Here is a 25,883-nt window from a genome sequence, read left to right as displayed (position 1 = left end):
GCGCGGCGTCCTGTCCCGACAACGCACGCGCCACGCAGCCGCGACACATAGCACAGCACCATGCAATACGAAGTGAAAGCGCTCTCGCCAGAGAACGAGATCATCGCCCTTGTCGTCGATGCGCAGGACGAAGCCGGTGCTCGTGCGCAGGTCGAAGCCCAAGGTCTTTATCCGACACGGCTTGCCCCCGTGCGAACCTTCAGGCGCGCGTCCGGCTCGCACGGCCGCATCTCGGTCGTGCTGTTCAGCCAGGAACTGCTGGCGCTCCTGATGGCGGGACTGTCCATCGTCGAGGGGCTCGAAGCGCTGCTCGAACGCGAGGGCGGGGCCAGGCTGCGCGGCATTCTGGAGCGGCTGCTCGGGGGCCTGCGCGAAGGCAAGCGGTTCTCCAATCTGCTTTCGGGCCAACCTGATGTATTTCCGCCCCTTTACGTCGGCATCGTTCGCGCGGCCGAGGGAACGAGTGATCTGCCGCGCGCGCTACAACGCTACGTCGACTATCAGGCACGTATCGACATGGTGCGCAACAAGCTCGTCAGCGCGGCGATTTATCCGAGCATCCTGCTCGTTGTGGGCGGCGGCGTGTCGGCGTTTCTGATCGCGTTTGTCGTGCCGCGCTTCGCCGCGGTTTACGAAGGCACGGGGCATCCGCTGCCGTGGATGTCGCAGGTGCTGCTCGACTGGGGAAAATTTGCCGCTGCGCATGGCTTGCCGCTCTTCGTGGGGGCCCTCTGCGTCGTCATCGTCGCAGGCATGGCGGCGCGCGCGGCCATTACGAAGATAGGCTTCGCGACCCTGCTCGGACGCGTTCCCTTGCTGGGGCCGCACCTGCGGATCTATCAGTTGTCGCGGCTCTATTTGACGCTTGGCATGCTGCTCGACGGTGGCATTCCCATCATCGCCGCGATGGAGACGGCGGGTGGTACGCTCACGCCGGCCATGCGCGAAAGGATGATACGAGCGTGCGCTGCTGTGCAGTCGGGACAATCACTGTCGGCTGCATTTCAGGCCCAGGAACTGACGACGCCCATCTCGTTGCGCATGCTTCGCGTCGGTGAACGCTCAGGCGAAATGGGCGCGATGCTTACCCAGTCGGCTGCGTTCTACGACGGCGAGATCAGTCGCTGGATCGACCGCTTCACGCGGATGTTCGAGCCGCTGCTGATGTCGGCGATCGGAATCGTCGTCGGCACGATCGTCGTTCTGCTGTATATGCCCATTTTCGATCTCGCGGAAAGCCTTTCATGACAACGCGAGACACGACCGCGCCGATTTTCGATGCCGATACGCTTGCCCGCGCACGCGCGCTGGCGGCGGCCAACCATCGTCATATCGTGGCCGAACTGGAGGTGCTGACGGGCATCGAGCCGCGCCAGTTGCTGCAGTCGCTCGCACAGCAGCTTGCGATGGAGGTCATCGAAACGGCCGCGATGTACGCGCTCGAGCCGGCGTTCGAGCGCGTGCCGCTTTCGCGGGCGATGCAGCGCCGCTGTGCGTTGCTGCGCAACGAGGGTGCGCTGGTCGGTGTGGTGACGAGCCCGTTCGATCTCGATCTGCAAACCTGGCTCGCCGCTCAGGCGGGCGGCGAGATCGAGATGAGGCTCGCGCTGCCCTCCGACCTGCAGGCGTATCACATCCGCATGGAGGAGTCGGCGCGCGCCATCGACAGTCTTGTGACCACGGGCGGAGAGGCGCAGACCGGCGCGCGAACGGCAGAGGTGCTGTCGTTCCAGACGGTCAACGAGGCCGGGAGCCCGGCCGTCAAGCTCGTCAATTCGACGCTGTACGACGCGCTGAAAGCAGGCGCTTCCGATATTCACCTGGAGAGCACCGCGACGGGTCTCGCGTTGAAGTACCGCGTGGACGGCGTGCTCGACGCGGCCGCCACGCTGCACGGTGTCGAAACGGCGGAGCAGGTGATATCACGGCTAAAGGTGCTGGCGGAACTCGACATCGCCGAGCGGCGCGTGCCGCAGGATGGAAGCTTCCGCGTGGCAGCGGGTGGCCGCGACATCGACTTGCGTGTGTCGATCATGCCGAGCATTCACGGCGAGGATGCTGTGATCCGGATTCTCGACAAGCGCGCGATGATCGAGGCCTATGGCTCGCTCACGCTCGAAGCGCTCGGCTACGACAGCGACTCGCTCGCCGCGCTGCGTTCGCTGGCCGAAGAGCCCTACGGCATGCTGCTCGTGACGGGCCCCACAGGCTCGGGCAAGACGACGACGCTCTATGCGGCGTTGACGGAGATTCATAACGGGCGCGACAAGATCATCACGATCGAAGACCCCGTCGAGTATCAATTGCCCGGCATTCTGCAGATTCCTGTTAACGAGAAGAAAGGGCTCACGTTCGCGCGGGGCTTGCGCTCGATCCTCCGGCACGACCCGGACAAGATCATGGTGGGCGAGATCCGCGATCGTGAAACGGCGGAAATCGCCGTGCAATCCGCGCTAACCGGCCACCTCGTGCTGACGACCGTGCACGCGAACAACGTGTTCGACGTGTTCGGCCGTTTCAGTCATATGGGCATCGATCCGTATGCGTTCGTGTCGGCGCTGAACGGCATCTGGGCGCAACGGCTATTGCGCGTGAACTGCACGCACTGCGCCGCGCCGTATGCTCCGGGCGATGCCGAACTGGCGCGGCTCGGACTCAGCCACGCCGATGTCGCCGGCTTCGCGTTTCGCCAAGGCACCGGCTGCGGCGACTGCCGTGGCACGGGGTATCGTGGGCGGCGCGCGATCGCGGAGATTCTGATTCTCGACGACGAGATCCGCGACATGGTGGTTGAAAAGCAGCCGATCCGCGTCATCAAGGAGGCCGCTCGCAAGAACGGCACGCGCCAATTGCGCGAGGTGGCGCTGGGTGTTGTCAGGCGCGGCGAGACTACGCTGGCCGAAGTCAAGCGGGTGACCCTCAATGCGTGATCTGCTCACACGTCTCAGGCTGCGCGGACACTGCCGGGTGGTTTTGTCGCAAGAATCCGTTTCGGTGCAACGCGTGGGCGCTTCGCGTACGGCGGCGACCGTCATCGGGCCGCTGGGCATGCTGGCGGACATGCCGAATGCCGACACACTCGCGTCGCAGATCGCCTCAGCGCTCGATGAGGCGGGCGGCAACGGATTGCCTGTCTACGTCACGCTCGGCGACGAGCTGGTGCGCTACTTCATCGTTACACCGCCCGCCAACGCGGCGCGCATGCAGGATCTGCGCGCCGCCGCGGCAGTGCGTTTCCAGACGCTCTATGGCGACACCGAGGCAGCGTGGCAATTGACCGCTGACTGGCAGGCCGCCGAGCCGTTTCTTGCGTGCGCTGTTTGGCGCAATGTCTTGACGGCGTTGCGGCTGGCCGTAGCGCCGGGCGGCGGGTGCCTCGTCGCGGTGACGCCCTGCTTCGTGAATGCCTGGAACACTTCGCGCGGAGAGCTCGGCGCGAATGCGTGGCTGGCGACGCTGCGTGACGGGGCGCTGACGCTCGGCCTCGTTGTGAATGCGCCGAAGCCTCGCCTCGCGAGCGTGCGCACGCTGGTGCTGCCCGAGCCGGTGCCGCCTCTGCCGTGGCTGCGCGAACGCGTCGCACGCGCCGCGTTGCTCGACGACGTGACGGCGCCGGACGTGCTACACATTCACGGTCCGCAGATCGACGGATGGCATCCGGGTTCCGCATCGCCTGGCGAAGCGGGCATGAACGTGCATTGGCACGAGTCCGGCGCTGCCCCGCATACCCGTAAAGGCCGTGGTGCATCGATCTTCTCTCGCCTCTCGCGCTTCGCGGGGAAGGGCGCGACATCATGAAGCGTCTGCCTATCGATCTCGCTCCACTCACCATGCGGCGCGAATTCCATCGGGTGCGCCCGCTTGCGCGCATGCTGGCGTTGTTGGGATTGCTGCTGTGCGCGCTCGCCGGGCTTCGGATACACGAGCGCATGCTGCGGCTCGATTCGCTCGACCGTGAAGGCGAGCGGCTTGCAGCGCGCGCTGAGCGAGCCGCACGTACATCGACGAGTGTGAGGAGCGAACCGGTCGACACGAAGCAGGGCGCGGCCGTCAACGCAGCCGTGGCGCGTTTGAACTTGCCGTGGGACGCGCTGCTCGATGCAGTCGAAGCGGCCACGCCATCGCAGGTCGTGCTGTTGTCGATCACGCCTGAACCGGGCCGCGCGCTGATCAGGATTGAGGCTGAATGTGGCGACAGCAAGGGGATGATCGACTACCTGACGTCGCTCGGACGGCAGCCGCTGTTCGGGGCCGTCAATTTGGTCAAGCACGAGCTGTCCAAAGACGGTCAGGACAGCGTCATTCGCTTTGGCATAGAGATGCATTGGCGGGAGATAACGTGGTGACCGTTCTGCCAAAGCTTGTGCGTGCCGTGTTACGGCTGTGTCTCGCACTTGGGCGATCGGGCACCGGCGCTCTGACGGCAGGCGCGCTTTTGCTTGCAGCCATTCTGCTATGGACCCTGGTATTGCCGGGGATATCAGCGCGTGTCGATGGACGCGAGCGCGCTTTGGCGCATGCACGGTCGATGCCCGCGCCGAAGTTGTTTGTGTCTGCGCCGGCGATCGCGTCGCAGCGGCTTAACGCCTTCTACTCGTCGCTCGGCGACGGCGCGCACACGGAGGAGATCGTGTCGCAACTGTTCGAAGCGGCTGCGCAGACGGGCGTCGTGCTGGACAAGGCGGAGTACAAGCCGGCTCACGATGTCGCGGGCCGCTTCGACACCTATACGATCGTGATGCCCGTGAAAGGTGACTATTCGAGCTTGCGGCGCTTCAGCGCGATCGTTCTCGCCAACGTGCCGTACACCGCGCTCGACGACATGCGTTTCAAGCGCAACTCGGCAAGCGATCAGGCTATCGAGGCGAATCTGCGTTTCACCGCGTTCTTGCGCACCGCCACATGGGAGCCGGTGGCGGAAAGGGCGCTGATTTCGATGCCCGTATCGGCGCCGGTGCCCGCTTCGGCAGTGCCTTCCGTGATGACATCTGCAACGGCATCGCCATCCGTATCCGCGCCGGTACCGTCATCGGCGGTGGTGCACTTGCAGCTGCCGCCGCCATTGCCGCCATCGATGGCGGCCACAGCGAAATCCGCATCGGTACCAGCGTCGTCAGCGGTGCCGACGCTTTCCGCTTCCTTGCACACACGAGCGCCCGCAGCCGAGGTGCGGCGATGAAACGCAAGCACATCGTGCTCGGTGCGCTGTTCGCGGGGAGCGCGGCCATTCTCGCATTCACGGGCCGCACCCCTGCCGAAGAGGTCGTCGAAGCCGCGCCGCGCAAGCATGCCGTCCCCCTGGCTGTCAGTTCGGGCGTCGCGTCGTCCGTCGTGACGATTGCGTCACTGCACGCACGCGGGGAGCGGGCCGGAGCCGCAGGCGGCGACAGGCGTCGTGCGTTGTTCGGCGCGCTATCGCTCGCGCCGCCGCTGCCTTCGGCAGCGCCCGCAGGCACGGACATTCCACCGCTGCCTACTGCGCCGCCTGCGCCCGACATCCCCTTTGCGTATCTCGGCAAACAGGCGGCCAATGGCCGATGGGAGGTCTACCTGGCGCGCGGTGACGAAACGCTGATTGTGCGCGAGCAGACGATCATCGACGGAACATATCGAATCGAAACGATCGCCCCCCCGACCCTGACGCTGGTGTATCTGCCAACCAGGCTGGTCCAGACGCTAGATATCGGCAGCGCCGATTGACAGGCGCGGCAAGAAGAAATACAGAGGAAACAACTGTTGCGTACGCTATTCCCTACACGAAACACACGTGGTGCAAGAGGCAGCTTCGCAATGTGCGACATACTGCGGTGCGCGCTGGTAGTCGGTTTGCCCGTGCTCTTGGCCGGCTGCGCGGCACAAAAAGCTTGGCGCGACGGCCAGCAGTTTGTAGCACAGGGCAAGGTCGACGAAGGGCTCGCCAAACTCGAAGAGGCCGTCAAGCAGGAGCCGCAAGACGCGAGCTACCGCGCCACCTGGATCGCGGAGCGCGAGAAGGCGCTGGTGCGTTATGACGAGCAAGGCGACCGCTTCGCTGTAAGCGGTGCGCGCGACGCCGCCCGCAAGATGTATGATCACGCGCTTGCCATTGAGCCGAATAACGAGCGCGCCCTGGCCGGCGTCGCGGCGCTCGAAAGCGGCGCGCGGATCGACGGCATGCTCGGCCGGGCGGAGGCGCTCGCCGCAAGGCAGCAGCCCGACGAAGCGCGCCGCATACTCAATGTCGTGCTGACGGAAGCTCCCGCCAACCGGCGCGCCCTAGCACTGAAGCGTCGGCTCAACGCCGATACTGGCGCTGCGCGGGTCGAGACGGCGCTGGCCGTCGCCTACCGCAAGCCGATCCGCATCGATTTCAGGGACGCACCGCTCAAGCAGATTTTCGAAGTCATCTCACACAGCTCAGGGCTGAACTTCCTGTTCGATAAGGATGTGAAGACGGACCAGCGCACCTCGATCTTTCTGAAGAACAGCTCCATCGACGCTACCGTGCGCTACGTCCTCGCGACAAATCAGCTCGCGCAGCAGGTGCTTGACGAGAACACGGTATTGATTTACCCCGCAACGACTCCGAAGCTCAAGGACTACCAGGAGCTGGCGGTACGCACGTTCTTTTTGTCCAACGCCGATGCAAAGACGGTCGCCAACACGCTCAAAACGATCGTGAAATCTCACGATGTGGTAGCGGACGAGAAGCTCAATATGGTCATCGTGCGTGACACGCCCGACGCGATCCGGATGGCGGAAAAGCTCGTCGCGCTCCAGGACGTCGCCGAGCCCGAGGTGATGCTCGAAGTCGAGGTACTCGAAGTGCAGCGAACGAGACTTCAGCATCTGGGTATCGCCTGGCCGGGCTCGGTCACGGTGACGCCGTTGCCCGTCGGCAGCGTCGTCAGTCCCGTTGTTAACGGAGGCAGTCCGGGGAGCACGTTCGGCGGCATCAACGGGGGATCGTTCGGTTCCACGTCGTCGACAGGCGCGTCTCCGTCGTTGACGTTGCACGATTTGCTGAACCAGACGTCGCGCACGCTCGGGCTGTCGTCGTTGCAGGCGACCGTCAGTACGAACCTGCAGGATTCCGATGCAAAGCTACTGACCAACCCACGCATCCGCGTGCACAACCACGAGAAGGCGAAGATTCTGATTGGCGAGCGCGTGCCGAACATCACGTCGACAGCTACCTCGACAGGCTTCGTCTCACAGTCGGTCAACTATCTCGACATCGGTCTGACATTGAGCGTGGAGCCGTCGATCTACCTCGACGACTCAGTTGGCATCAAGGTTTCACTCGAGGTCAGCAGCCTGCTCAATCAGGTCTCCGGCGCGTCGGGCACGACCGCATACGAAATCGGAACGCGTACAGCTAGCACCGTGCTGCAGTTAAAAAACGGCGAGACAGACGTGCTCGCCGGTTTGATCGACAATCAGGAACGCACCTCGGGCAACAAGCTGCCGGGCCTTGGACAGCTTCCTGTCCTCGGCCGTCTGTTCGGCGCGACTACGGATGACGACAAGAACACCGAGATCGTGCTGTCGATTACGCCGCATCTGGTTCGCAATATCCAGCGTCCTGACGCCGATCTCGCGTACTTCACGTCCGGTACGGAATCGAACATGCGCAGCATGATCCAGTCGAACGGGCTTCCCGCCGCATCGCCCACGCTCAACGCTTCGTCGACGGGTGACGAAGCAGCGCGTGCGGCGGCGAACGCTTCGCGCAATGGTAACAACGGCAGCTATGGGGCGGGCAACGGGACGGGCGGCGCGTACGGGGCGAACGGAGCCTATGGCGCGGGCGGGGCCTATGGCGCGAACGGAGCTTACGGTGCCGGCACGGGATCGTACTATGGCGGCGACGGTGCGCCCTACTTGGGAGGCGCTGTCGGCGGCACATCGGGCGGCGTGGGCACCGCCCAGATGACGATGCAAGGGCCGCCCCTGGTAAAGGTCGGCGATTCGGTGAGCGTCGCGGTGACGATGCAGGCCGACCAGCCTGTCACGAGCGTGTCGTCGAGCGTGAGCTTCGACACCGCGAAATTGCAGTTCATTGGCGTGACGGAAGGTGACTTCTTCAAGCAGGGCGGCGCTCCGACCAGCTTTTCCAACCGTCTTGCGCAGGGCGGGCGACTAGTTCTGAGCGACTCGGTCCAAGGCAGCACGGGCGCGTCTTCGCCAGGCACATATGCGGTGCTGAGCTTCAAGGCGCTGGCCTCGGCCTCGCAGACATCGATTCAGATTCAGCCCGGCTCCGTGATCGGCGTGAGCGGCATGCCCGTCACGATGGCGCCGCCGTCGGCGTACACCTTCGGCGTGGTGGGGGCGCAATGACGCGCGGCCTTGGCCGCACGGCGGCGGGCGGGCGGTGCGACCGTGCATCGAGCGATGGGCTCGCACGCGAATCGCCGGGCTTTACGCTAATCGAACTGCTGGTGACGCTTGCCATTCTCGGCGTTCTCGCGTGCATGACGGTGCCTGTCGCGCAGGTCATGCGCCAACGCGAGCGCGAGCAACAGCTGCGTCAGGCCTTGCACGAAATCCGCTACGCGATCGACGCCTACAAGACGGCTGCAAGGGATGGGCGCGTCACCGTGGACGCCGGCGCGACGGGGTATCCGCCGAAACTGGACTTGCTGGTCGATGGTGTGCAGGACAAGACCGATCCGAAAGGGCACAAGCTCTACTTTTTGCGCCGCATTCCGCGCGATCCAATGAACGACGATCTCGCGCTCACCGACGCAGCCACGTGGGGCAAGCGCAGCTACGCAAGCGAAGCAGACGACCCTCAGGAAGGCGACGACGTGTACGACGTGTATACGCTTTCCAAAGGCGTCGGGCTCAATGGCATCCCCTACCGTAGATGGTGACGCGATGAGAAATCGCTTGCGCAAGACCCGGGGCTTTACGCTCATCGAACTGCTGCTCGTGCTAACCATTGTTTCATTGCTGCTCACACTGGCGTTGCCGCAATATTTTCATTCGATCGATGCGTCGAAGGAAAAAATCCTCGCGGAGAACCTGCTGGTGACGCGCGACGCCATCGACAAATTCTATGGCGACGTGGGTCGCTACCCGGACTCTCTCGAGGAACTTGTCGACAAGCACTATTTGCGCGCGCTGCCATTCGATCCCGTTTCGGACAGCGCGACGACGTGGGTGATGGTGGCTCCGCCCGACGAGCAAATGCCCGGCAAGGTCTATGACATCAAGAGTGGGGCATCCGGCTCGACGCTCGCTGGCCAGCCATACGGAGCGTTATGAAACGACGACCGCAAAGACATCACGTGCGAAAGGCGCAAAGCGGCTACGCGTATCTGGCGCTGCTGATTCTGATAGCTATCATCGGCGCTGCGGCGGCAGCCGTTGCCCAGCTTGGCGGCATCTATCAGCGGCGGATGGCCGAAGAGGAACTGCTGTTCGTCGGCAGTGAATTTCAGCGTGCGCTGCTCAGCTACGCCCTTGCTACGCCATCGGGCCAGCCGACCCAGCCGCGCACGCTCGACGATCTTTTGCGCGACCCGCGCTATCCGAATCCCATGCGGCACCTGCGCAAGCTCTACGACGATCCACTGACGGGGAAAGTCGATTGGGTGCTGGTCAAATCGCCCGATGGACAGTTGATCGTCGGCATACACAGTGCGTCCAGCTCGCATCCCATCAAGCTTGCTCATTTTGCTGCGGAGTTTCGGGGATTCGACGACATGCAGCACTACGCAGACTGGATTTTCGTCGCGCGCTTCCCCGCAGTGGCGCGGGCGCCCAGCGTCGGCATAGCGAGACGTCCGTGACCAACGTTGGATGGCTCCGGTGCAAATCGGGGACGGCGGTAGGTAAAGTTCCATAAACTGATTTTTCAAACCGGCCCCAGCGCTTTACGAATTTCGGAAGCGTATGACCCACCGCACGATTGTCGTGTTCGGCCGCGATTGTCTGCGCTCGGCCATTATTTCTACCAGTTTCGGAAAGCTGCGCTTGTAACTCAGGTATCAACGCACGCGCAGGACGATGACTTCGGCGTTGAAGTGGCGGACGGTGAACAGCCTGTCGATGCCTGTCAGGGTACTCATGGTCCGCGCGCGGAGCGTAGGCGATACATACGATTCTGACACTGCACGCCTGAACTGACATGGCCCAGTCCCGAGATGGTTTTTTGACCCTTCTGGTCACCCCAGTGAATCGATATCGTGTGTGGATGCGGGCTGTGCGCGCGCCTTTGACGTCATGAAGGGTGGGCCGGGTGACTTTCATCGCGACGAGGTTGCGCGCCGGCGGGAATCTCCTGACGCCGTATGTGCGTTTCGCGCTTGGTTCGGTCGCGCTGAAGCGTCCAGTTGGGTGCTCCGGCGGGCACTCGCGCGCAATGTCGAAGCCGTCACCAGCCCTTCTGGCGGCCGAGAGGCTATCGCGCGGGCCAGTGCGACATCAGGGAGTTGGTGCTCGAGCGTCCGAACAGGAGCGGCGGCAGCGTCTGTCATGCACGGACAGCCGTACGCCGCGCCGGCTTTATAAACGCATCGAACAGACGCTGACAAATCTCTTTTTCCCAGCAACCGCTCTCTGGCAACGTGAGCGAAGTTGGACGGCGTACGACAAAGCGACACTTGGAAAAGCACTGCCACGTACGCGTTAGAAGTACGTGCTTTCCCGTTTAATGGGATCAGATTAATACCAACCTAGGTGAATCAAAAATGTCAACAGCGGACGTAAAGATGGAGTTCCGAGATTACCTCCCATCGTATATAGGACGGGAGCCACAGTTTGATGATCTGAATGGATATAGTCGCCGCCCGTTGGCTGAGATGGAGTCTCATGCACGGGCCTTTTATGAGAGCATTTGCCGGCGACGGACCGTGCGCGATTTTTCGGCGGAGCCGGTGCCTGACGAGGTGATTCGACTAGCATTGCGGGCAGCGGCAACAGCACCCTCGGGCGCCAACCTTCAGCCATGGCATTTTGTCGTATTGAAAGATCCAGCTTTGAAACGACGTATAAGAGTGGCCGCTGAAGAGGAGGAGAGAGCTTTCTATCGAAGCAGAGCGCCGCAGGAATGGCTGGATGCGCTGAAGCCGCTAGGCACCGACGAAAGCAAGCCCTTTTTGGAGATTGCGCCCGTTCTGATAGCAGTGTTTTCCGTTAATCATACGAGCTTGGATGATGGTCGCCGTGTCAAACACTACTACGTTCCCCACTCAACCGGCATCGCGACCGGTTTTTTGATCGCGGCTCTGCATGAAGCGGGTTTGGCGACCATGACCCATACGCCAAGCCCAATGGGGTTCCTCAACGATATCTGTGGAAGACCGGCATCAGAAAAGCCATTTTTGCTTTTGGTTACGGGATTCCCCGCCGACGGTTGCACTGTGCCCCGCTTCGGTGGCTTAAAAAAATCAGAGGATGAGTTTTCAAGTTGGCTATCCTGATCGCGATTGGAGCGTTAGCTGCGGGCTCAGTTACCTCTCTGGGGTGGGATGTACCGTAAAAGAAATATGCTCGGCCAACGGCGTCTTCGCAGATAGATTGGGTCAGATTAAGAGACGTGTGCGCGTCGGATCTTGGTATAGAAGATATGTTCATTCTTGGACCTTTCCTCTGACGTGTCTCGAAATTACAATAACAAGTTCAAAAGCGGAAAGACTTCCGGGGCACCGGGCCCTAGACATCCGCCATATAGCACGCAACGACTGCAAAGGGGGGGCACTCGTCCGTTCGAGTTGCCTTTTTGGGCCAAGAAATTGAAGGCTTGCACTGAATAGCAAAGAGAATTGAAGACTGGCATGACGAGTCTTTCGCCCCTTCGCGCTCGTATCTTGGAGGATCTGTATCGCGACCGTATCTTTAGTCGCCGTATTGATTTTGGTCGTCTGCACGCAGTCAACGAAAACGGAGCGGTAGACGTCCTGGCGTAGCAACAGTAAGGAAAATATGTATAGCAGTGACAACGTAGGGGGCAGCCAAGCGTGGCATCGAACTCTCGAGATGCTGTCGTCCGGTGGTGATGACAGGCACGACAGAGTTCGAAGCATCATTACCGCGGAACCAAACACGTCATCGGCGTACCGCGCAGGCAACAAAGTGCAGGTTCGTATTCTCGAACGACCGACCAATTCCACTCTCATCGTTCTTTGGAGCGATCCAGGTCGGTGCTTCTACGGTCATCAATCTTGGCGCGCCACCAAAGCGCGACTCGCTGGTCGTTGCGCATTCAGCCACTCTGTCATCCGGGAAGGCGATGAGGTCTACCGGCCTGCCTACACAAGTGTCGAGCCACAAAACTCGCAAGCCATGATTCTCGCCTCTGTTGTATACGGAACAGTCGGACGCCATGCCGAGTAGGCGAACCGGATGCGGTGGTTCGTTGCGCGTGCGCAGTGCAACGGTTTCGCTACTAAACGCTAGGCACTGACGCCCGACGTGTTCTAAGACACGATTTTCAGGTGGAGCAATAGTTGTTATGACAGACCTACCGAGTCATTTCAATGCGGTCCGGGGACCGCAGTCAGTCCAGCGCGCCTAACGCCACGGAGGTTGCGCGTTCTGCTTGGACTAAAACTCGTGCGCCGATGGCTTTGCGCCTGTACCGCAATTGAGCGTGCAAGTAATTGCGAGAGCGTGGCGTAAGTCGAACAGCTCCGCCCCCGGTGTTGCGTACCGCCGGCAACACGAGCATTGAGCGAAACTGACCGTCACGGCAGCAAAAATAGCCGATCCCAACAGTTTGCAACGGTGTAGCCAAAGTGACTGCCCGATGAATTAACTTGACCTGCCGATCACCGTTCGCCGAGGCCTGCCAATGTCGACTCACGTTTCATCACCATGTGCGGTCGTTGCTGCCACGATTTGCGTTTGCCACTCTCGATTGACGAAGCACTCGGATGGATTGAGCACGGAGGCGATGTCCAGCTCTTTTGCGATGCTATCGTTTGGCCGCAAGATCCGCCCGTGAGCGATGGTCTCGCCCAACACCGACGCCGCCGGTCATTCCCAGCGCAAAGCGGGACATTGCTGGTCCGCGTAACAGTGACGCTCGTCGCCGCGTTCGTGGGACCGTGCCCCAACCTTCCCGGACACGGCCTGCGGCGCCTACGATCGGCGCCCACGCGTGTGTCGCATCTATCCCGCAGAAGTTAACCCATTCCTGCCGCTTGATCCAGCTGCAAAGGCCTGCCGTTCCGACGCGTGGTCCGACGCCAATCCGGTATTCATGCGCGCGGGCCAAATTACAAATGCCGAGATAGCGTTCATCGCACAGTCGCGTGAGGCCGACGAACGCGACCGTGTCGCCAAGACGTGCCTGTGTGCGCTGCTCTGATACGACACCGCCGCCCTGGCTAACGAAGGTTTCACTGTCTATGGGCCGGAACGCTCGCGCCTCGAAGCGGCGCTGCGGACGGCGAAGCAAGCCACTGCGCCGCTTGACGATTCGGAACCGCGTTCGCCGCATCCATGGCGCTTTATCACGAATCGCTCAATGACGCTCACCACGTTGCTCTCGATCGGTGCGAACGCTGGGTGTGTCAGGCAATCTCTGGGCGCGGCACAGACTCCAGCATATTTAGGCTTCTTCGAAGACGACATCCCGTCGGCAGATGCCTTGCGTTGCGACTCGTCCACCTACCGTCAATCGATGCGCGATGGTAGCGCAGCCCACGACTAATGCCACGCTATCAAACATAAGCCGCTCACGCGCTAACACCATTCGCAACGGCCGATGTCGTTGCTGTCAATCGCCAGTTCGCCACTCGTGACGCGCCTGCGCCGGCGGATGTCGGGTGTGAGTCGACCGCCATCACGAGCCCATCGCCGGGCCGCTCGCCGTTGAGAGCGCACGCACGATGTCGAGCGCGCCTTGCGCTTCAAGCTCGCTTGCCACCTCGCGGCCCAGTTCGAGCGCGGCGTCTGTGGTTGCCGCGGTCGCCGATGCGCGGGCGCTAAGCACGCGCTGGCCGTCCGGCGTCGCGACGACGCCGCGCAGGTGCAGCGCGCCGTCGTGCCATGTCGCATACGCAGCGAGCGGCACTTCGCAGCTGCCGCCCAGCGCGCGCGACACCATGCGCTCGGCTTCGACCGCGGCCGCTGTGTGTTCGTGATGCAGCGGCGCGAGCCACGCAGCGAGATCGGCTCGTCCGGCGCGAATCTCGATGCCGAGGGCGCCTTGGCCCGCCGCTGGGAGGCTTTCGTTGGGATCCAGCAGTGAGCGGATCCGGTCGCCGAGACCCAGACGCTTGAGGCCCGCCGCAGCGAGAATGATGGCCGCGTAGTCGCCGTGATCGAGTTTGCTGAGCCGCGTGTCGAGATTGCCGCGCAGCGGCTTCACAACCAGTTCGGGATAACGCGCGCGCAGCATCGCTTCGCGGCGCAGGCTCGACGTGCCGACCACGCTGCCGGGCTGCAGCTCGGCCAGTGAATCATATTGATTCGAGACGAACGCATCGCGCGGATCTTCGCGCTCCATAATGGTCGACAGCGCGAAGCCCTCGGGAATTTCCATCGGCACGTCTTTCAGCGAGTGAACGGCGAGATCGGCGCGGCCGTCGGCAAGCGCGTTTTCCAGCTCTTTCACGAACAGCCCCTTGCCGCCGACCTTCGACAACGTGCGATCGAGAATCTGATCGCCGCGCGTCCTCATTCCGAGGATTTTTACGTCACAAGATGGATATAATTTGTGCAGCGCAACTCGCACATGCTCGGCCTGCCACATGGCAAGCCGGCTTTCCCGCGACGCGATCACAAGCGTGGCGGGCGGCGTGGGCGCAAGTGTCTCGGAATTCATTGCTCGAGTCATTGGAATACGGGATCGAATAACAAATGATGTTAGCACGGGCTGTGGCAACCTCTCCCTGGTCGCACTGCCATGCCGAAGGATGGGCAAACGCCCTACACGTGCATAGGCGGCGGGAGATACTCCAGTAAGGTCTAGGCCGCTGAGCTACCTTGGCGGATCACTACCCGATCTCAAGGCTTTGACGGGCTCGCGAACGCGCCGATATCTATGTAACGCTGAGCGATCATTCCTGGATGATTGGACAATTCGCCAGCGACCGCTTTCATAAGACGCGACCGTCCGCTATATGGGGTCGCGTGCTGCCGATCGCAGCCTTGCGAGATTGAAGACCACGTATGCTCATTGCATGAAGCTGCACTCGGCCATAGCAGAGCGATGTGATGGATTGCCAGTGGCTGCAGAAATGGTATGGACGCCTCCCACCGCGCGAATAGCGGAGGTGGTCGGAATGGGTAACGAACGATGGCATGGGCGTCGCGGTATTGACGACGGCATCAGACGGCAATATCAGGGAGCTGGTTTCGCATGGTCGCAAGCGCCTGAATGCCGCGCTTGCGACCAGAACACAGCATGGCGAACCGCTCCCCGCGTCAAGGGACGCTGCACTCCCGGACTGACGCCCGGGCCCTTGACCCGTCAGACGTTGTCGTCCACCTGGACGCGGTCCCGGCACCAAGCATTAAAGTGGCCTAAGTTGGAAGATCATGGAGATCTTCACAGGCAAACCAGGAGGGCGTCATGAAGCTGACTCCAGTTGGTATCGACATTGCAAAACACGTCTTTCAGGTGCATCACATCGACGAGGAGACCGGAAATCGTGAACAAGCCGATCAAGCGGGCGAAGTTTCTCGAGTACTTCGTCAACCGCGCACTCTGCCTGATCGGCATGGAAGCGTGTGGCGGTGCGCATCACTGGGCAAGGCAGCTCACCAGGATGGGCCATCAGGTAAAACTGATGCCCGGGGAATACGTGAAGGCGTTTAACATCCGCAACAAGAAGGATCCCGCCGACGCCCGGGCGATCTGGCTGGCGGTACAGCAGCCGAGCAAGCCCGTGGCGATCAAGACCGAGATGCAGCAGGCGATGCTGGCGCTGCACCGTACACGTGAGCAGCTCGTGAAGTTCCGCACGATGCAGATCAACGCGCTGCGCGGACTGCTTACGGAGTACGGCGAAGTCATGGCCAAGGGCCGAGCGCCGCTGGACAGGGCAATGCCCGACGTGCTGGCCCGGGTTGCCGATCGCTTGCCAGCGGCACTGATCGACACGCTGCGCGAACAGTGGAACGGATTGACCGGCCTGGACGAGCAGATCGCCACGATCGAGCGACGGATGCGCGAATGGAAAAAGGAAGACCAGGAGGTCAAGGCGATCAGCGAGATTCCTGGCGTCGGGCTGCTGACGGCGACAGCGGCAGTCGCCACGATAGGCGACGCAAAAGCGTTCCGCTCCGGCCGCGAGTTTGCCGCCTGCATCGGGCTCGTACCGAAACAAACAGGTTCGGGTGGCAAGGTGAAGCTGCATGGGATCAGCAAGCGCGGCGACACCTATTTGCGCACGCTGCTTATTCACGGTGCACGCAGTGTTATCACGAACGCGAAACAGCCTGATCCCTGGATAGAGCAGATGAAGAAGCGACGGCCACCGAATGTGATGACGATCCTCTCTGAGATCGGCCCGGACCTGAGCCGCTTTGCCAGCATCAAGCACTTCTGTTCATGGCTGGGGCGGTGCCCCGGCACGAAGATCAGCGGCGGCAAGGTGCTCAGCGCGCGCACGCGGTTGGCGGAGCGCCGGGTGCGCGCGCTGAGCACCTTGCCGCAATGAGCCTGTCACGCAACGATTCCGCGCTCGGCGCGTTCTACCGCCGGCTGTGCGCCCGCATGGACATGCCGCGCGCCAACACCGCTGTCGCCCACAAGCTTGCGCGCATGGTGTACTTAATGCTCACGCGCGGCGAAGCCTTTGTCGACCAGGATCAGCAGCACTACAAGGAACAGCAGCGCCAGCGCAGCATCGCGGCGCTCAGACGCCGCGCGTCCGCGCTTGGTTTCCAGATCACTCCCGACACGAAAACGGCCTGAAAACCACGCGTACTTCCATGCGATGTTTCTCGAGAGCAATTCAACCCCGTGCCGGGGCCGGCGTGTGCGGAGAAACGGGACGACGCAAGAGACGCGGTATAAAGGCGGACGGCGGCGCCGCGATGACCGACAGACCAATGGTGCGCACTGGCGGCCTGCCCGCCGCGAAGTGAGCCCGCTTGAGAGCATGGTCCGGGATTCGTCGGCGACAGTGGTGAGCAGCGCGAGCTGCATCCCGTTCACGAGATCGAGTCAATTTCGACGCATCCCAGGGCGCTGCCGTCCACCCACGATCATGAGGTCAGCGATGGCGATGCGCAAGCGCGAAGACAGCCCTGAGGTGTTTCCGAACGCGGCGGGGATCGATATTGGCGGCTCGAGTCACTGGGTCGCGGTGCCCAAAGGGGCGGCTGAAGAGCCGGTACGCGAATTTGGCACGATGACCGACGATCTGCACGAGATGGCGGACTGGCTGCTGGCATGCGGAGTTGACACGGTCGCCCTCGAATCGACCGGCGTATTCTGGATACCCGTGTATGAAGTGCTGGAGCAGCGCGGGTTGACGGTCTGGCTGGTCGACGCGCGGCAGATGAAGTATGTGCCGGGGCGCAAGAGCGATGTGCAGGATTGCCAGTGGTTGCAGAAATGGTATGGACGCCTCCCAACGCGACGAATAGCGGAGGTGGTCGCAATGAGGAGAGTTAAGGAAGGTGCTATCACGTGGCCAAGTCGGAAACGAACGATGGCATGGGACGTCGCGGTCTTGACGACGGCATCAGACGACGACATCAGGGAGCTGGTTTCGCATGGTCGCAAGCGCCTGCCCGGCGCTTGCGACCGGAGCACAGCATGGCGAACCGCTCCCCGCGTCAAGGGACGCTGCACTCCCGGGCTGACGCCCGGGCCCTTGACCCGTCAGATCTCCCCTGGACGGGGGCAAAGTGCTCAAGTTGGAAGATCATGGAGATCTTCACAGGAGGGCGTCATGAAGCTGACTCCAGTTGGTATCGACATTGCAAAAAACGTCTTTCAGGTGCATCACATCGACGAGGAGACCGGTGAAATCGTGAACAAGCCGATCAAGCGGGCGAAGTTTCTCGAGTACTTCGTCAACCGTGCACCGTGCCTGATCGGCATGGAAGCGTGTGGCGGTGCGCATCACTGGGCAAGGCAGCTCACCAGGATGGGCCATCAGGTAAAACTGATGCCCGGGGAATACGTGAAGGCGTTTAACATCCGCAACAAGAAGGATCCCGCCGACGCCCGGGCGATCTGGCTGGCGGTACAGCAGCCGAGCAAGCCCGTCGCGATCAAGACCGAGATGCAGCAGGCGATGCTGGCGCTGCACCGTACACGCGAGCAGCTCGTGAAGTTCCGCACGATGCAGATCAACGCGCTGCGCGGACTGCTTACGGAGTACGGCGAAGTCATGGCCAAGGGCCGAGCGCCGCTGGACAGGGCAATGCCCGACGTGCTGGCCCGGGTTGCCGATCGCTTGCCAGCGGCACTGATCGACACGCTGCGCGAGCAGTGGAACGGATTGACCGGCCTGGACGAGCAGATCGCCACGATCGAGCGACGGATGCGCGAATGGAAAAAGGAAGACCAGGAGGTCAAGGCGATCAGCGAGATTCCTGGCGTCGGGCTGCTGACGGCGACAGCCGCAGTCGCGACGATAGGCGACGCAAAAGCGTTCCGCTCCGGCCGCGAGTTTGCCGCCTGCATCGGGCTCGTACCGAAACAAACAGGTTCGGGTGGCAAGGTGAAGCTGCATGGGATCAGCAAGCGCGGCGACACCTATTTGCGCACGCTGCTCATTCACGGTGCACGCAGTGTTATCACGAACGCGAAACAGCCTGATCCCTGGATCGAGCAGATGAAGAAGCGACGGCCACCGAATGTGGTGGTCGTTGCGCTGGCCAACAAGATGGCACGGACCATCTGGGCGGTATTGGCCCACGACCGGCCTTATCAGAGGGGATACGTGAGCACCAAGCCTGCATGAGCGAGTAGCGTTGCGTATGAACCGATGGAACGTCAAATGGTTGCGCTGGGAATCGGGAGTGATGGCAAAACAGGTCGGACCGGGGACTCGCCAAACCTGAATGAGCTGTAAGAGCTTCGAGCTCGTTGCAGAAATGAGGTGCGAGTCAGCGGATTCCATAGGGGCCCGCAGCGGGAAATGCCAGCTGCAACAAGGCCGCATATAAAGCTGCAGCCGTTCCTGTCACGTCAGATCGCTCGAAACCCTTTGCAAACGGGAGGCGTCCATATAAAGCTCATGAGCCTGGGGCTGCTGCGAGCGGCCTGGCGCCCTGGCGACGAGGTCTGCGTGGTGCGCGCGGTGGCGCGCCACCGCGAGGTGCTGCTCACCGAGCAGGCCAGCTGGGTGCTGCGCATGCAGAAGGCGCTGGTGCAGATGAATCTCCAGCTCACCGAGGTGCTCACGGATGTGATGGGCATGACCGGGCAGGCGATCGTGCGCGCGATTGTCGCCGGCGAGCGCGATCCGAAAGTACTGGCCAGTCATCGCCACGGCCGCGTCAAGGCCAGTGCGGCCGAAATCGAACGGGCGCTGACCGGCAACTGGCGTGACGAGCACCTGTTCGTGCTGCAGCAGGCGCTTGCGATGTACGACAGTCTGGCTCAACGCGTCGTCGAATGCGATGAGAAGATCGAGGCGCTGCTCAGGCCACTTGGGGTTCACGACGTCAAACTGTCAGGTCCCGGCAAGCGCTGCGGCAAGAACACGCCGCAGTTTGATGCACGGACGGCGCTTGCGCGCTGGGCGGGCGTCGACCTCACACGTATCAACGGGCTGTCCGTGACAACGGTGATGACGATCCTCTCCGAGATTGGTCCGGACCTGAGCCGCTTTGCCAGCGTGAAACACTTCTGCTCGTGGCTGGGTCTGTGTCCGGGCACGAAGATCAGCGGCGGCAAGGTCCTGAGCGCGCGCACGCGCCGCTCGGCGAACCGGGTGCGTCAGGCGCTGAAGCTCGCCGCCATGAGCCTGTCGCGCAACGACTCGGCGATTGGTGCATTCTACCGGCGGTTGTGCGCGCGTATGGACAAGCCGCGCGCCAACACGGCGGTCGCCCACAAGCTCGCCCGCATGGTGTACTTCATGCTCACGCGTGGCGAGGCCTTCGTTGACCAGGGGCAGCAGCGCTATGAGGAGCAGCAGCGCCAGCGCAGCATCGAGGCACTCAGGCGCCGCGCCACGGCGCTTGGCTTCCAGATTACCCCAACCGCGCAAACCCTCTGAAAACCAGCGCGACTTTAATGTTTCTCACGAGCGGCCGTCGTGTTAGAGAAGCTGTGTATGCCGGAATGGGTCTGCTTATGCCGTTTGCATGCAGCATTGCCGTTGGCTCACCGAGTCCCTCCTTCGTCGGACCGTGATCGGCCAGGAGCGGCCGTTCGACGTCGCCGCTGAATTCGCTGACAATCGCCCCGAGACGGCGACCTCCTGATCAGCAAATGAGAACGGAGAGTGCATACGAAAATAGACTCGCAATATGGCTCGCTGAGAGTTGTGAATGAGCCAACATACTCGTTCGAGTCACAAGACAATGTGCATTCGTACCCGCTTGAAGTGCGTCTTACGAACGGCTCGCTGACGTCTATCCATGGTGTCGAGTTAAACGGCAGCGGCATTACGGTCGCTGGTGCCGGTGGAGGATGCTCCGCGGTGCATGAGCGTTCAGCGTTGGTGATTGACGACAAAGTTTACTTGGCTGTCGGTGATCATCTGGCGTGCATGTCGTTGGTGTGACCCTATCAGTTAATCTGATCAACTCGGGTCGATACCGCGACGCGCTTTTGTGTCTACTGGGACAGCGAGCGGGCTGCCCTCATTTCGCACGGGGAACTGGAAATTGCACGCCTGTCACTACATGGCGATCTGGTCTGGCAGGCGTCCGGAGCCGACGTATTTTCCGAAGGAATGGACATCGCCCTCCCTTCGGGACGCATCCGGGGTCTTTTCCACTCAACTTCATTAGTGGGCGGCGCATCTTTCGGCAGGGTTAGATCAGAGAGACGTCCATATCGCTCAATTGCACTCGCGTCGTGCCGGCATTGGCGAAAGTAATCGCTAGCATTAGACTGGGGTCGAGGCGCCATGCGACTTCGGGCTAGTGAGATCGGACGATCCGTCGGGCAAATGGTGGGTAGGAAAGGTACCACGTTCTGGAAGTCTGATTTCGAATTAGAGGCCGGCGAACTCGAAATTGCCGCCCAGAGCGGGCTTTCGACGTGAGGCGAATATGTTCATGGAAAGGTCAGCGGCCGGATTGCAGGCGCATGAGTTTGTACTCTCGAATCTTTCCCCCAGCGTCGGTCAAAGGCGGTTCGCGCTTTGCGTTGTGCTAGTGCTGCTCGTTGTCTTTGTCATCTTGGCAGGCCCGCTCTCGGGCCTGCCGCTGAGGCGGGTTGACGCCTTTGTACCCGCCTACGGCACTGCGATTTTCGTCATCGACTCTATCACCGCAGCCCTGCTCTTCTCGCAGTTTTCCGTCCTACGCTCGCATGCGCTCCTCGCACTGGCGAGTGGCTATTTCCTGACGGCGCTCATCGCAATTCCTTGGACGCTCACATTTCCAGGCGTATTGGCGCCGGAGGGCGGCCTTGGCGGCGGCCTCCAGAGTACGGTTTGGCTCTATGTCCTGTCACACGTGGGCTTCGCCCTGTTCGCGATCGTCTATATACTGCTGAAGGATGCCGATCCAATGGAGTGGCTGTCGCCACGCTCCATTCGATCGAGGGTCCTTACGACTGTCGGATCAGTTACTGCGGTGGTCTGCTGCGCAACAGTTTTCGTTACAACAGGCCATGCGCTCCTCCCGCGCATCATGCTCGACACGGCGCAGGTTTCCTCTCTCTGGTACTACGTGGTCGGACCGATGGCGGCATTATTCGTCGGCGCGCTTGTCTTGCTATGGCTGCGGCACCGCTCGGTGCTCGATCTCTGGCTGATGTTGGTCTTGTTCGCATACATCATCGAGATCTCCCTCACCGCCTTTCCCATCCCGTACCGCTTTAGCGTCGGCTGGTATGCCGGGCGAGTTTACGGCGTGCTTTCCGGCAGCTTTGTGCTGCTCATCCTGATAAAAGAAGTGACGATGCTATACGGTGAACTGCTGCGCGCAGTCCTTGCCCAACGCCGGGAGCGCGAGGCGCGTCTGCTGACGGGGGACGCGGTCGCAGCCACCGTTGCGCACGAGATCAAGCAGCCATTGTCGGCGATGATTGTGAACGCCAGTGCGACCCTGCGCTGGCTTGATTGCGCGACGCCCAACATCGATGAGGCCAAAGCCGGATTACAGCTGATCGTGAAAGACGGGCACCGTGCGGGCGCGGTGATCGAGAATATTCGGACGCTCTTCAAGAGGGATGCGCGAACCCGGACCTCGCTCGACGTCAACAATCTGATCCGCGAAGCTCTGGCGCTCGTGCGCGACGACCTGCAGACGCATCGGGTAGCGGTTCAAACCGACTACGACCAATCGCTCCCACCGATAGAGGGCAACCAGGTTCAGCTGCAGCAGCTGCTCGTGAATTTGATCACGAACGCGATCGATTCAATGGCCACTGAAGATGGGGACCGGGTAATTTCCTTAAGGTCGAAAGTCTACGACTCCGGCAGTCTGATGGTGTCGGTCGAAGACGTGGGGAGGGGTGTCGACCCGAGCGCTGTCGATCTGATATTCACACCGCAGTTTACGACCAAGGTGCACGGGATGGGGATGGGACTGTCGATTTGCCGGTCGATCATCGAGGCCCATCGGGGGCGGTTGTGGGTGACCGCCAATCTGCCCCGAGGTGCCATTTTTCACTTCACGCTGCCCACCCACCGGGAGCACTAGCATGCGCAGTGCCACTCTTGAAATGCAGGAGGCACTATTTCGGTCGGCCGGCTCGGGGCAAGCTGCGCAGCAGCAGCCAAACGGTTCCGTTCATAGAACCGTCGATTGCAAAAAGTTTGATCATCCGGAGTTCCAATTTCAGGTTTCCGATTGTGCGATTGCCGCATAGGAAATCAGTTGGTTGAAGCGATTTTCCGAGCAACGTGTCTCGGACCGTGAACGATTTCGCTCCGGCGAGACTTTGCAAGTCGGTTGGATGCTAACAATGCTCCAGGCCGGCGCGGCTGACTCTCTGCGTATCACCGAGCCTGATACGGAGATTCATGTGGTAGGGGCCTGAAGGCGAGATCAAACCAGTGCCCGGTTCGTTTCTTGATGCGTTGAATAGGCACCACCTGCAGCGGCACATTGAGTGACCGCTTCGAGGAATGTGCGCTGTCCCTTCTGGGTCGTGTACTGCCGCTCGGCGACGGTCAAAGCGGCCGTCCACCCGAATTGGCGCCCATCGTCAGCTGAGGAACCCAATTCAGCCATTGAACCCCTGAGGGACCAACGACCGCTGAGGCCGATGTTTTGTCATTGAGTGGAGATGTCGAGCGTTTGCCCGACGTCCCATACCGTCCGTTGCGGATCTGACGACAACCAACGGTACGTGCCCAGCGACGCACGTCTGCTGGGAGCGCAAAATGCAAACAAGTGCTGCCGACTTACACAAGCCAGGAATCGTCATGCAGTGGGCCATATGCGTGTGGGCAACGCTGCACTTACGTCGCGGTCATGCACTGCCAAGCATTGATCTGCGGCAGGCGGAATGGCCGCAATGACACGCGTACTGCGCACGGATGTCTTCGGTCATCTCGCCGTCGATCGCGAGACCGTAGTCGATGAAAAGTTCATCGCCAGGCCTGATGCCGGTGAGGGCGTGGATGAAGACGCGATCGCCTGTCTCGATCGCCTCGCAGTTGGGTGCGCACGCATGGTTCAGGAAACGGGCGCTGTTCCCGCCGCGGCTGCCATCGATGACGCGACCGTCAGACAGACCGAACACGAACGTATGGCCGGCCTCCGATCGCTGGCGTGCCGCTGCCCGCCGCCAGCTGGTCACTTCACCCTTGTACTCGATGAGCCGCTCGCCTGCGGCGATTGGCTGAAGCGCAAACAGTCCCGTGCCATGCACGGAGGAACGTCGTGCGGTGATACGTCGCAGTCGCATGTTTTCGTTTCCCTTCGATACGTCTCTGTCTTCGTCATTCCCGTTTAGGTGCGAAGCATATCGCTGCCGTCGTGCGTATTCAACGATTCAAATTTTGTTGCCCGCAACTAACGGTCTGGGATTCATCCACGCTTGCCCAGCTTCGCCAAACCCCGCCAACAAGGAGTGACCACTGGATCGCTCGCGCAAGGATACGCAACGCCCGGAAAGCGCGGCAATGTCTTTCTGGAGCCTGGCGGGTTGCCGGGTGCGGTACAGCTGCGAAAGGGTGGGTCCTGTCCCGCGATGCGCGGGCATTTTTCTCAGACGGAGCTCACACATGAACAAACAGGAACTCATCGATGCGGTTGCCGCCGGCACGGGTGAAAGCAAGGCCAGCACGGGCGAAGCCATTGATGCCATTCTCGAGGCCGTGACGGCGGCGGTCACGCGTGGCGATACCGTTCAGCTGATCGGCTTCGGTTCTTTTTCGACCGGCGCCTGCGCCGAACGCATGGGTCGCAATCCGTCGACGGGCGAGACCATCACCATTCCGGCAGTGAAAACCGAGGCCGGACGCGGCTGATCCGGTTGTGGCTCGCACAGGACCGGGCCTGTCCAGTTTGCTGTCAGATGATTACGAAATCCAGTGGGTGGCGTCTGTTCCACGAGATTCGTAAAATCGACGGTGGCACGGATGCGGTCGGTAACCTGAAGATGCTACATCCGGACTGCCACCGGAACGCGCGTGCTCTCAGACACTCAGTTGTGGAACCGGCTTATTCCTTATAGGCTTTGAAAAGCTTGAGCGGAGTGCGGAATGTGCTTACCCACATACTGTGCGGGGAAACTTGCACGCTCCGTTCTGAGGGGGCGGCGGCGCAGCAATGCGCCGCTGCTACCCGGCGATGCCGTGAATGCCGCATGAGTGGTCCGGTGTGCGTAACATCCGATCGGCAGCGTTGCCTGATCAGATCGGTTGTTGACGCAACATCCTGATAAGGCATAACCCCATCGTTGTTTTTGTATGTTCGGATTGATAGACAGCACGCTGTAATGTAACGTTCAAGGTTCCAGAAGTTATAGCGGTGATCCCTGACTTTTGGTGCGTGTTGAGGCCCACCGTCCCGACAGGACGTTGGGCTTTTTTTCGAGCCCGACGTGTAGTGATGGCGGAATGCGCTGCCAAACGTTGTGCGCGTTACCCATACGTGAACGCGATACGTTCGACTTTCCCGCACTCCAACGACGGTTCTCACCCGTCACAGCGCTTCAGTTTGAAGCCAGATAGCCTTGCGTTTCCGACGGGAGCGCCGTTGCGCCCTGTGCTACCTCCACGACAGGGGCGAAATCCAAAGTCTGAAATGCAGCAGTGTCAGCGCCCGCGATCGGACGTTTGTGCATGGCCCGGCTCAGGGTGTGGGTCGCGAGCCGATAAAAGAGTTCGAGCTGCCCTGCATCCGATGCATGAGGTGGCAGGTCGAAAGCCTCCTCAAGCACCCGGCGTGGGATATGAAAACGTTGAAGTCCGCGAATCACGCGAACCTGGAACACGACCCCATCGCCGTTGTGAGGGATCGCTGCCCAAACCAGCGCGCTGCCCATGAGATGCCCCCTGTTTGCCTGCAAACCTGATTCAAGGCTCGTTGTCCTATGGTGGCACTCAAAAAATACATTTCAAAAATGCGACCATTGGATTTTGACATTTTCGCCACACGAGGTTTGTGGGCTTTGACTGTCACGACGGCGCCTACGTAAAAACAGCCATCTGCAAGGCGATGCGACCGAAGTCAGGAGGCCGGAACCGGGCCTTGCCGGGACGGCTGACTACCCGCTCCCCCTCACGAACTCGCGAGGCGTATCCGGGCGTGCTAACCATTTCGCGTCAGCGACAATCCTCAATGGCGGGAGAGATGGTTCGGTATGCTGATCGTGGTCATTCGGATTGCCGGACCTGTGGTGA

20 protein-coding genes and 3 pseudogenes are annotated in these 25,883 nt (G+C 61.3%); 20 read left to right on the top strand and 3 right to left on the bottom strand.

All coding sequences use genetic code 11. The features are described from left to right. The first annotated feature begins 60 nt into the window (after positions 1-60). The 12 genes from C2L64_RS47775 to C2L64_RS56485 all read left to right on the top strand — a co-directional run bounded on the left by C2L64_RS47775 (position 61) and on the right by C2L64_RS56485 (position 12,324). Positions 61-1,248: a type II secretion system F family protein gene (locus C2L64_RS47775; protein WP_086910730.1), complete on the top strand. Its 1,188-nt coding sequence runs from the start codon at positions 61-63 to the stop codon at positions 1,246-1,248. After that, complete coding sequence (locus tag C2L64_RS47770; protein ID WP_086910731.1) at positions 1,245-2,930, top strand: GspE/PulE family protein; 1,686 nt, start codon at positions 1,245-1,247, stop codon at positions 2,928-2,930. Before C2L64_RS47775 ends, C2L64_RS47770 begins: the two co-directional genes overlap by 4 nt. A 73-nt stretch (positions 2,931-3,003) precedes the next feature. After that, positions 3,004-3,798, top strand: a complete 795-nt coding sequence (locus C2L64_RS47765; protein WP_208648320.1) for a hypothetical protein — start codon at positions 3,004-3,006, stop codon at positions 3,796-3,798. After that, on the top strand, positions 3,795-4,346 hold the full coding sequence (locus C2L64_RS47760; protein WP_086910732.1) for a PilN domain-containing protein: 552 nt from the start codon (positions 3,795-3,797) through the stop codon (positions 4,344-4,346). Before C2L64_RS47765 ends, C2L64_RS47760 begins: the two co-directional genes overlap by 4 nt. Next, the gene (locus tag C2L64_RS54660) at positions 4,343-5,179 is read left to right on the top strand and encodes a hypothetical protein (protein WP_208648319.1); all 837 of its coding nucleotides are present in this window, start codon (positions 4,343-4,345) and stop codon (positions 5,177-5,179) included. Before C2L64_RS47760 ends, C2L64_RS54660 begins: the two co-directional genes overlap by 4 nt. Further along, on the top strand, positions 5,176-5,700 hold the full coding sequence (locus C2L64_RS47750) for a hypothetical protein (protein WP_103154221.1): 525 nt from the start codon (positions 5,176-5,178) through the stop codon (positions 5,698-5,700). Before C2L64_RS54660 ends, C2L64_RS47750 begins: the two co-directional genes overlap by 4 nt. A gap of 90 nt (positions 5,701-5,790) precedes the next feature. Then, positions 5,791-8,322 carry a secretin N-terminal domain-containing protein gene (locus C2L64_RS47745; RefSeq protein WP_103154220.1) on the top strand — a complete coding sequence of 844 codons (2,532 nt, stop codon included), beginning with the start codon at positions 5,791-5,793 and terminating at the stop codon, positions 8,320-8,322. Beyond that, positions 8,319-8,858 (top strand): type II secretion system protein, encoded by a 540-nt coding sequence (locus C2L64_RS47740; protein ID WP_086910735.1) that lies wholly within the window; start codon positions 8,319-8,321, stop codon positions 8,856-8,858. Before C2L64_RS47745 ends, C2L64_RS47740 begins: the two co-directional genes overlap by 4 nt. A gap of 4 nt (positions 8,859-8,862) precedes the next feature. Next, the gene (locus C2L64_RS47735) at positions 8,863-9,252 is read left to right on the top strand and encodes a type II secretion system protein (RefSeq protein WP_086910736.1); all 390 of its coding nucleotides are present in this window, start codon (positions 8,863-8,865) and stop codon (positions 9,250-9,252) included. Next, entirely contained in the window at positions 9,249-9,779 is a 531-nt protein-coding gene (locus C2L64_RS47730; protein WP_086910737.1) for a type II secretion system protein, read from the top strand. The genes C2L64_RS47735 and C2L64_RS47730 overlap by 4 nt, the downstream gene beginning before the upstream one ends. Before the next feature lie 1,062 nt (positions 9,780-10,841). After that, positions 10,842-11,411: a nitroreductase family protein gene (locus C2L64_RS47725; RefSeq protein WP_242681996.1), complete on the top strand. Its 570-nt coding sequence runs from the start codon at positions 10,842-10,844 to the stop codon at positions 11,409-11,411. A gap of 502 nt (positions 11,412-11,913) precedes the next feature. Continuing rightward, entirely contained in the window at positions 11,914-12,324 is a 411-nt protein-coding gene (locus C2L64_RS56485) for a DUF3331 domain-containing protein (protein WP_103154219.1), read from the top strand. 1,453 nt (positions 12,325-13,777) lie between these two features. Here C2L64_RS56485 and hemC read toward each other — a convergent pair. Further along, the gene (gene hemC / locus C2L64_RS47710) at positions 13,778-14,761 is read right to left on the bottom strand and encodes a hydroxymethylbilane synthase (protein ID WP_103154218.1); all 984 of its coding nucleotides are present in this window, start codon (positions 14,759-14,761) and stop codon (positions 13,778-13,780) included. Between the two features lie 750 nt (positions 14,762-15,511). On the opposite strand from hemC, the pseudogene C2L64_RS47705 reads away from it, so the two are divergent. The 6 genes and pseudogenes from C2L64_RS47705 to C2L64_RS47690 all read left to right on the top strand — a co-directional run bounded on the left by C2L64_RS47705 (position 15,512) and on the right by C2L64_RS47690 (position 22,728). Then, positions 15,512-16,601 (top strand): annotated as a pseudogene (locus C2L64_RS47705) (IS110 family RNA-guided transposase). Continuing rightward, complete coding sequence (locus tag C2L64_RS56605; RefSeq protein WP_167449607.1) at positions 16,598-16,858, top strand: hypothetical protein; 261 nt, start codon at positions 16,598-16,600, stop codon at positions 16,856-16,858. The pseudogene C2L64_RS47705 and the gene C2L64_RS56605 overlap by 4 nt, the downstream one beginning before the upstream one ends. A gap of 22 nt (positions 16,859-16,880) precedes the next feature. Continuing rightward, positions 16,881-17,486: pseudogene (locus C2L64_RS56165) on the top strand (IS110 family transposase); the annotation flags it as partial. A 357-nt stretch (positions 17,487-17,843) separates the two neighbouring features. After that, the gene (locus C2L64_RS55440) at positions 17,844-18,863 is read left to right on the top strand and encodes an IS110 family RNA-guided transposase (protein ID WP_167449623.1); all 1,020 of its coding nucleotides are present in this window, start codon (positions 17,844-17,846) and stop codon (positions 18,861-18,863) included. Positions 18,864-19,133: 270 nt separating this feature from the next. After that, positions 19,134-20,126 (top strand): annotated as a pseudogene (locus C2L64_RS47695) (IS110 family RNA-guided transposase); the annotation flags it as partial. A 1,009-nt stretch (positions 20,127-21,135) separates the two neighbouring features. Continuing rightward, positions 21,136-22,728 (top strand): MASE4 domain-containing protein, encoded by a 1,593-nt coding sequence (locus C2L64_RS47690; RefSeq protein ID WP_086910743.1) that lies wholly within the window; start codon positions 21,136-21,138, stop codon positions 22,726-22,728. A 775-nt stretch (positions 22,729-23,503) separates the two neighbouring features. Here the strand turns inward: C2L64_RS47690 and C2L64_RS47685 are convergent. After that, positions 23,504-23,941 (bottom strand): SET domain-containing protein, encoded by a 438-nt coding sequence (locus C2L64_RS47685; RefSeq protein WP_103154216.1) that lies wholly within the window; start codon positions 23,939-23,941, stop codon positions 23,504-23,506. Between the two features lie 319 nt (positions 23,942-24,260). On the opposite strand from C2L64_RS47685, the gene C2L64_RS47680 reads away from it, so the two are divergent. Further along, positions 24,261-24,506 (top strand): HU family DNA-binding protein, encoded by a 246-nt coding sequence (locus C2L64_RS47680; RefSeq protein ID WP_103154215.1) that lies wholly within the window; start codon positions 24,261-24,263, stop codon positions 24,504-24,506. Between the two features lie 5 nt (positions 24,507-24,511). Further along, positions 24,512-24,712, top strand: a complete 201-nt coding sequence (locus tag C2L64_RS56480; RefSeq protein WP_407671937.1) for an HNH endonuclease signature motif containing protein — start codon at positions 24,512-24,514, stop codon at positions 24,710-24,712. A gap of 480 nt (positions 24,713-25,192) precedes the next feature. Here the strand turns inward: C2L64_RS56480 and C2L64_RS47670 are convergent, their stop codons facing one another. Then, positions 25,193-25,525, bottom strand: a complete 333-nt coding sequence (locus C2L64_RS47670) for a hypothetical protein (protein WP_103154213.1) — start codon at positions 25,523-25,525, stop codon at positions 25,193-25,195. Positions 25,526-25,883 lie beyond the last annotated feature (358 nt).

The organism is Paraburkholderia hospita, from assembly GCF_002902965.1.
GTDB classification, from domain to species: Bacteria; Pseudomonadota; Gammaproteobacteria; order Burkholderiales; family Burkholderiaceae; genus Paraburkholderia; species Paraburkholderia hospita.
The sequence above is the reverse complement of the archived record's forward strand: the minus strand, read 5'-3'. Positions and strand labels throughout refer to the sequence as shown.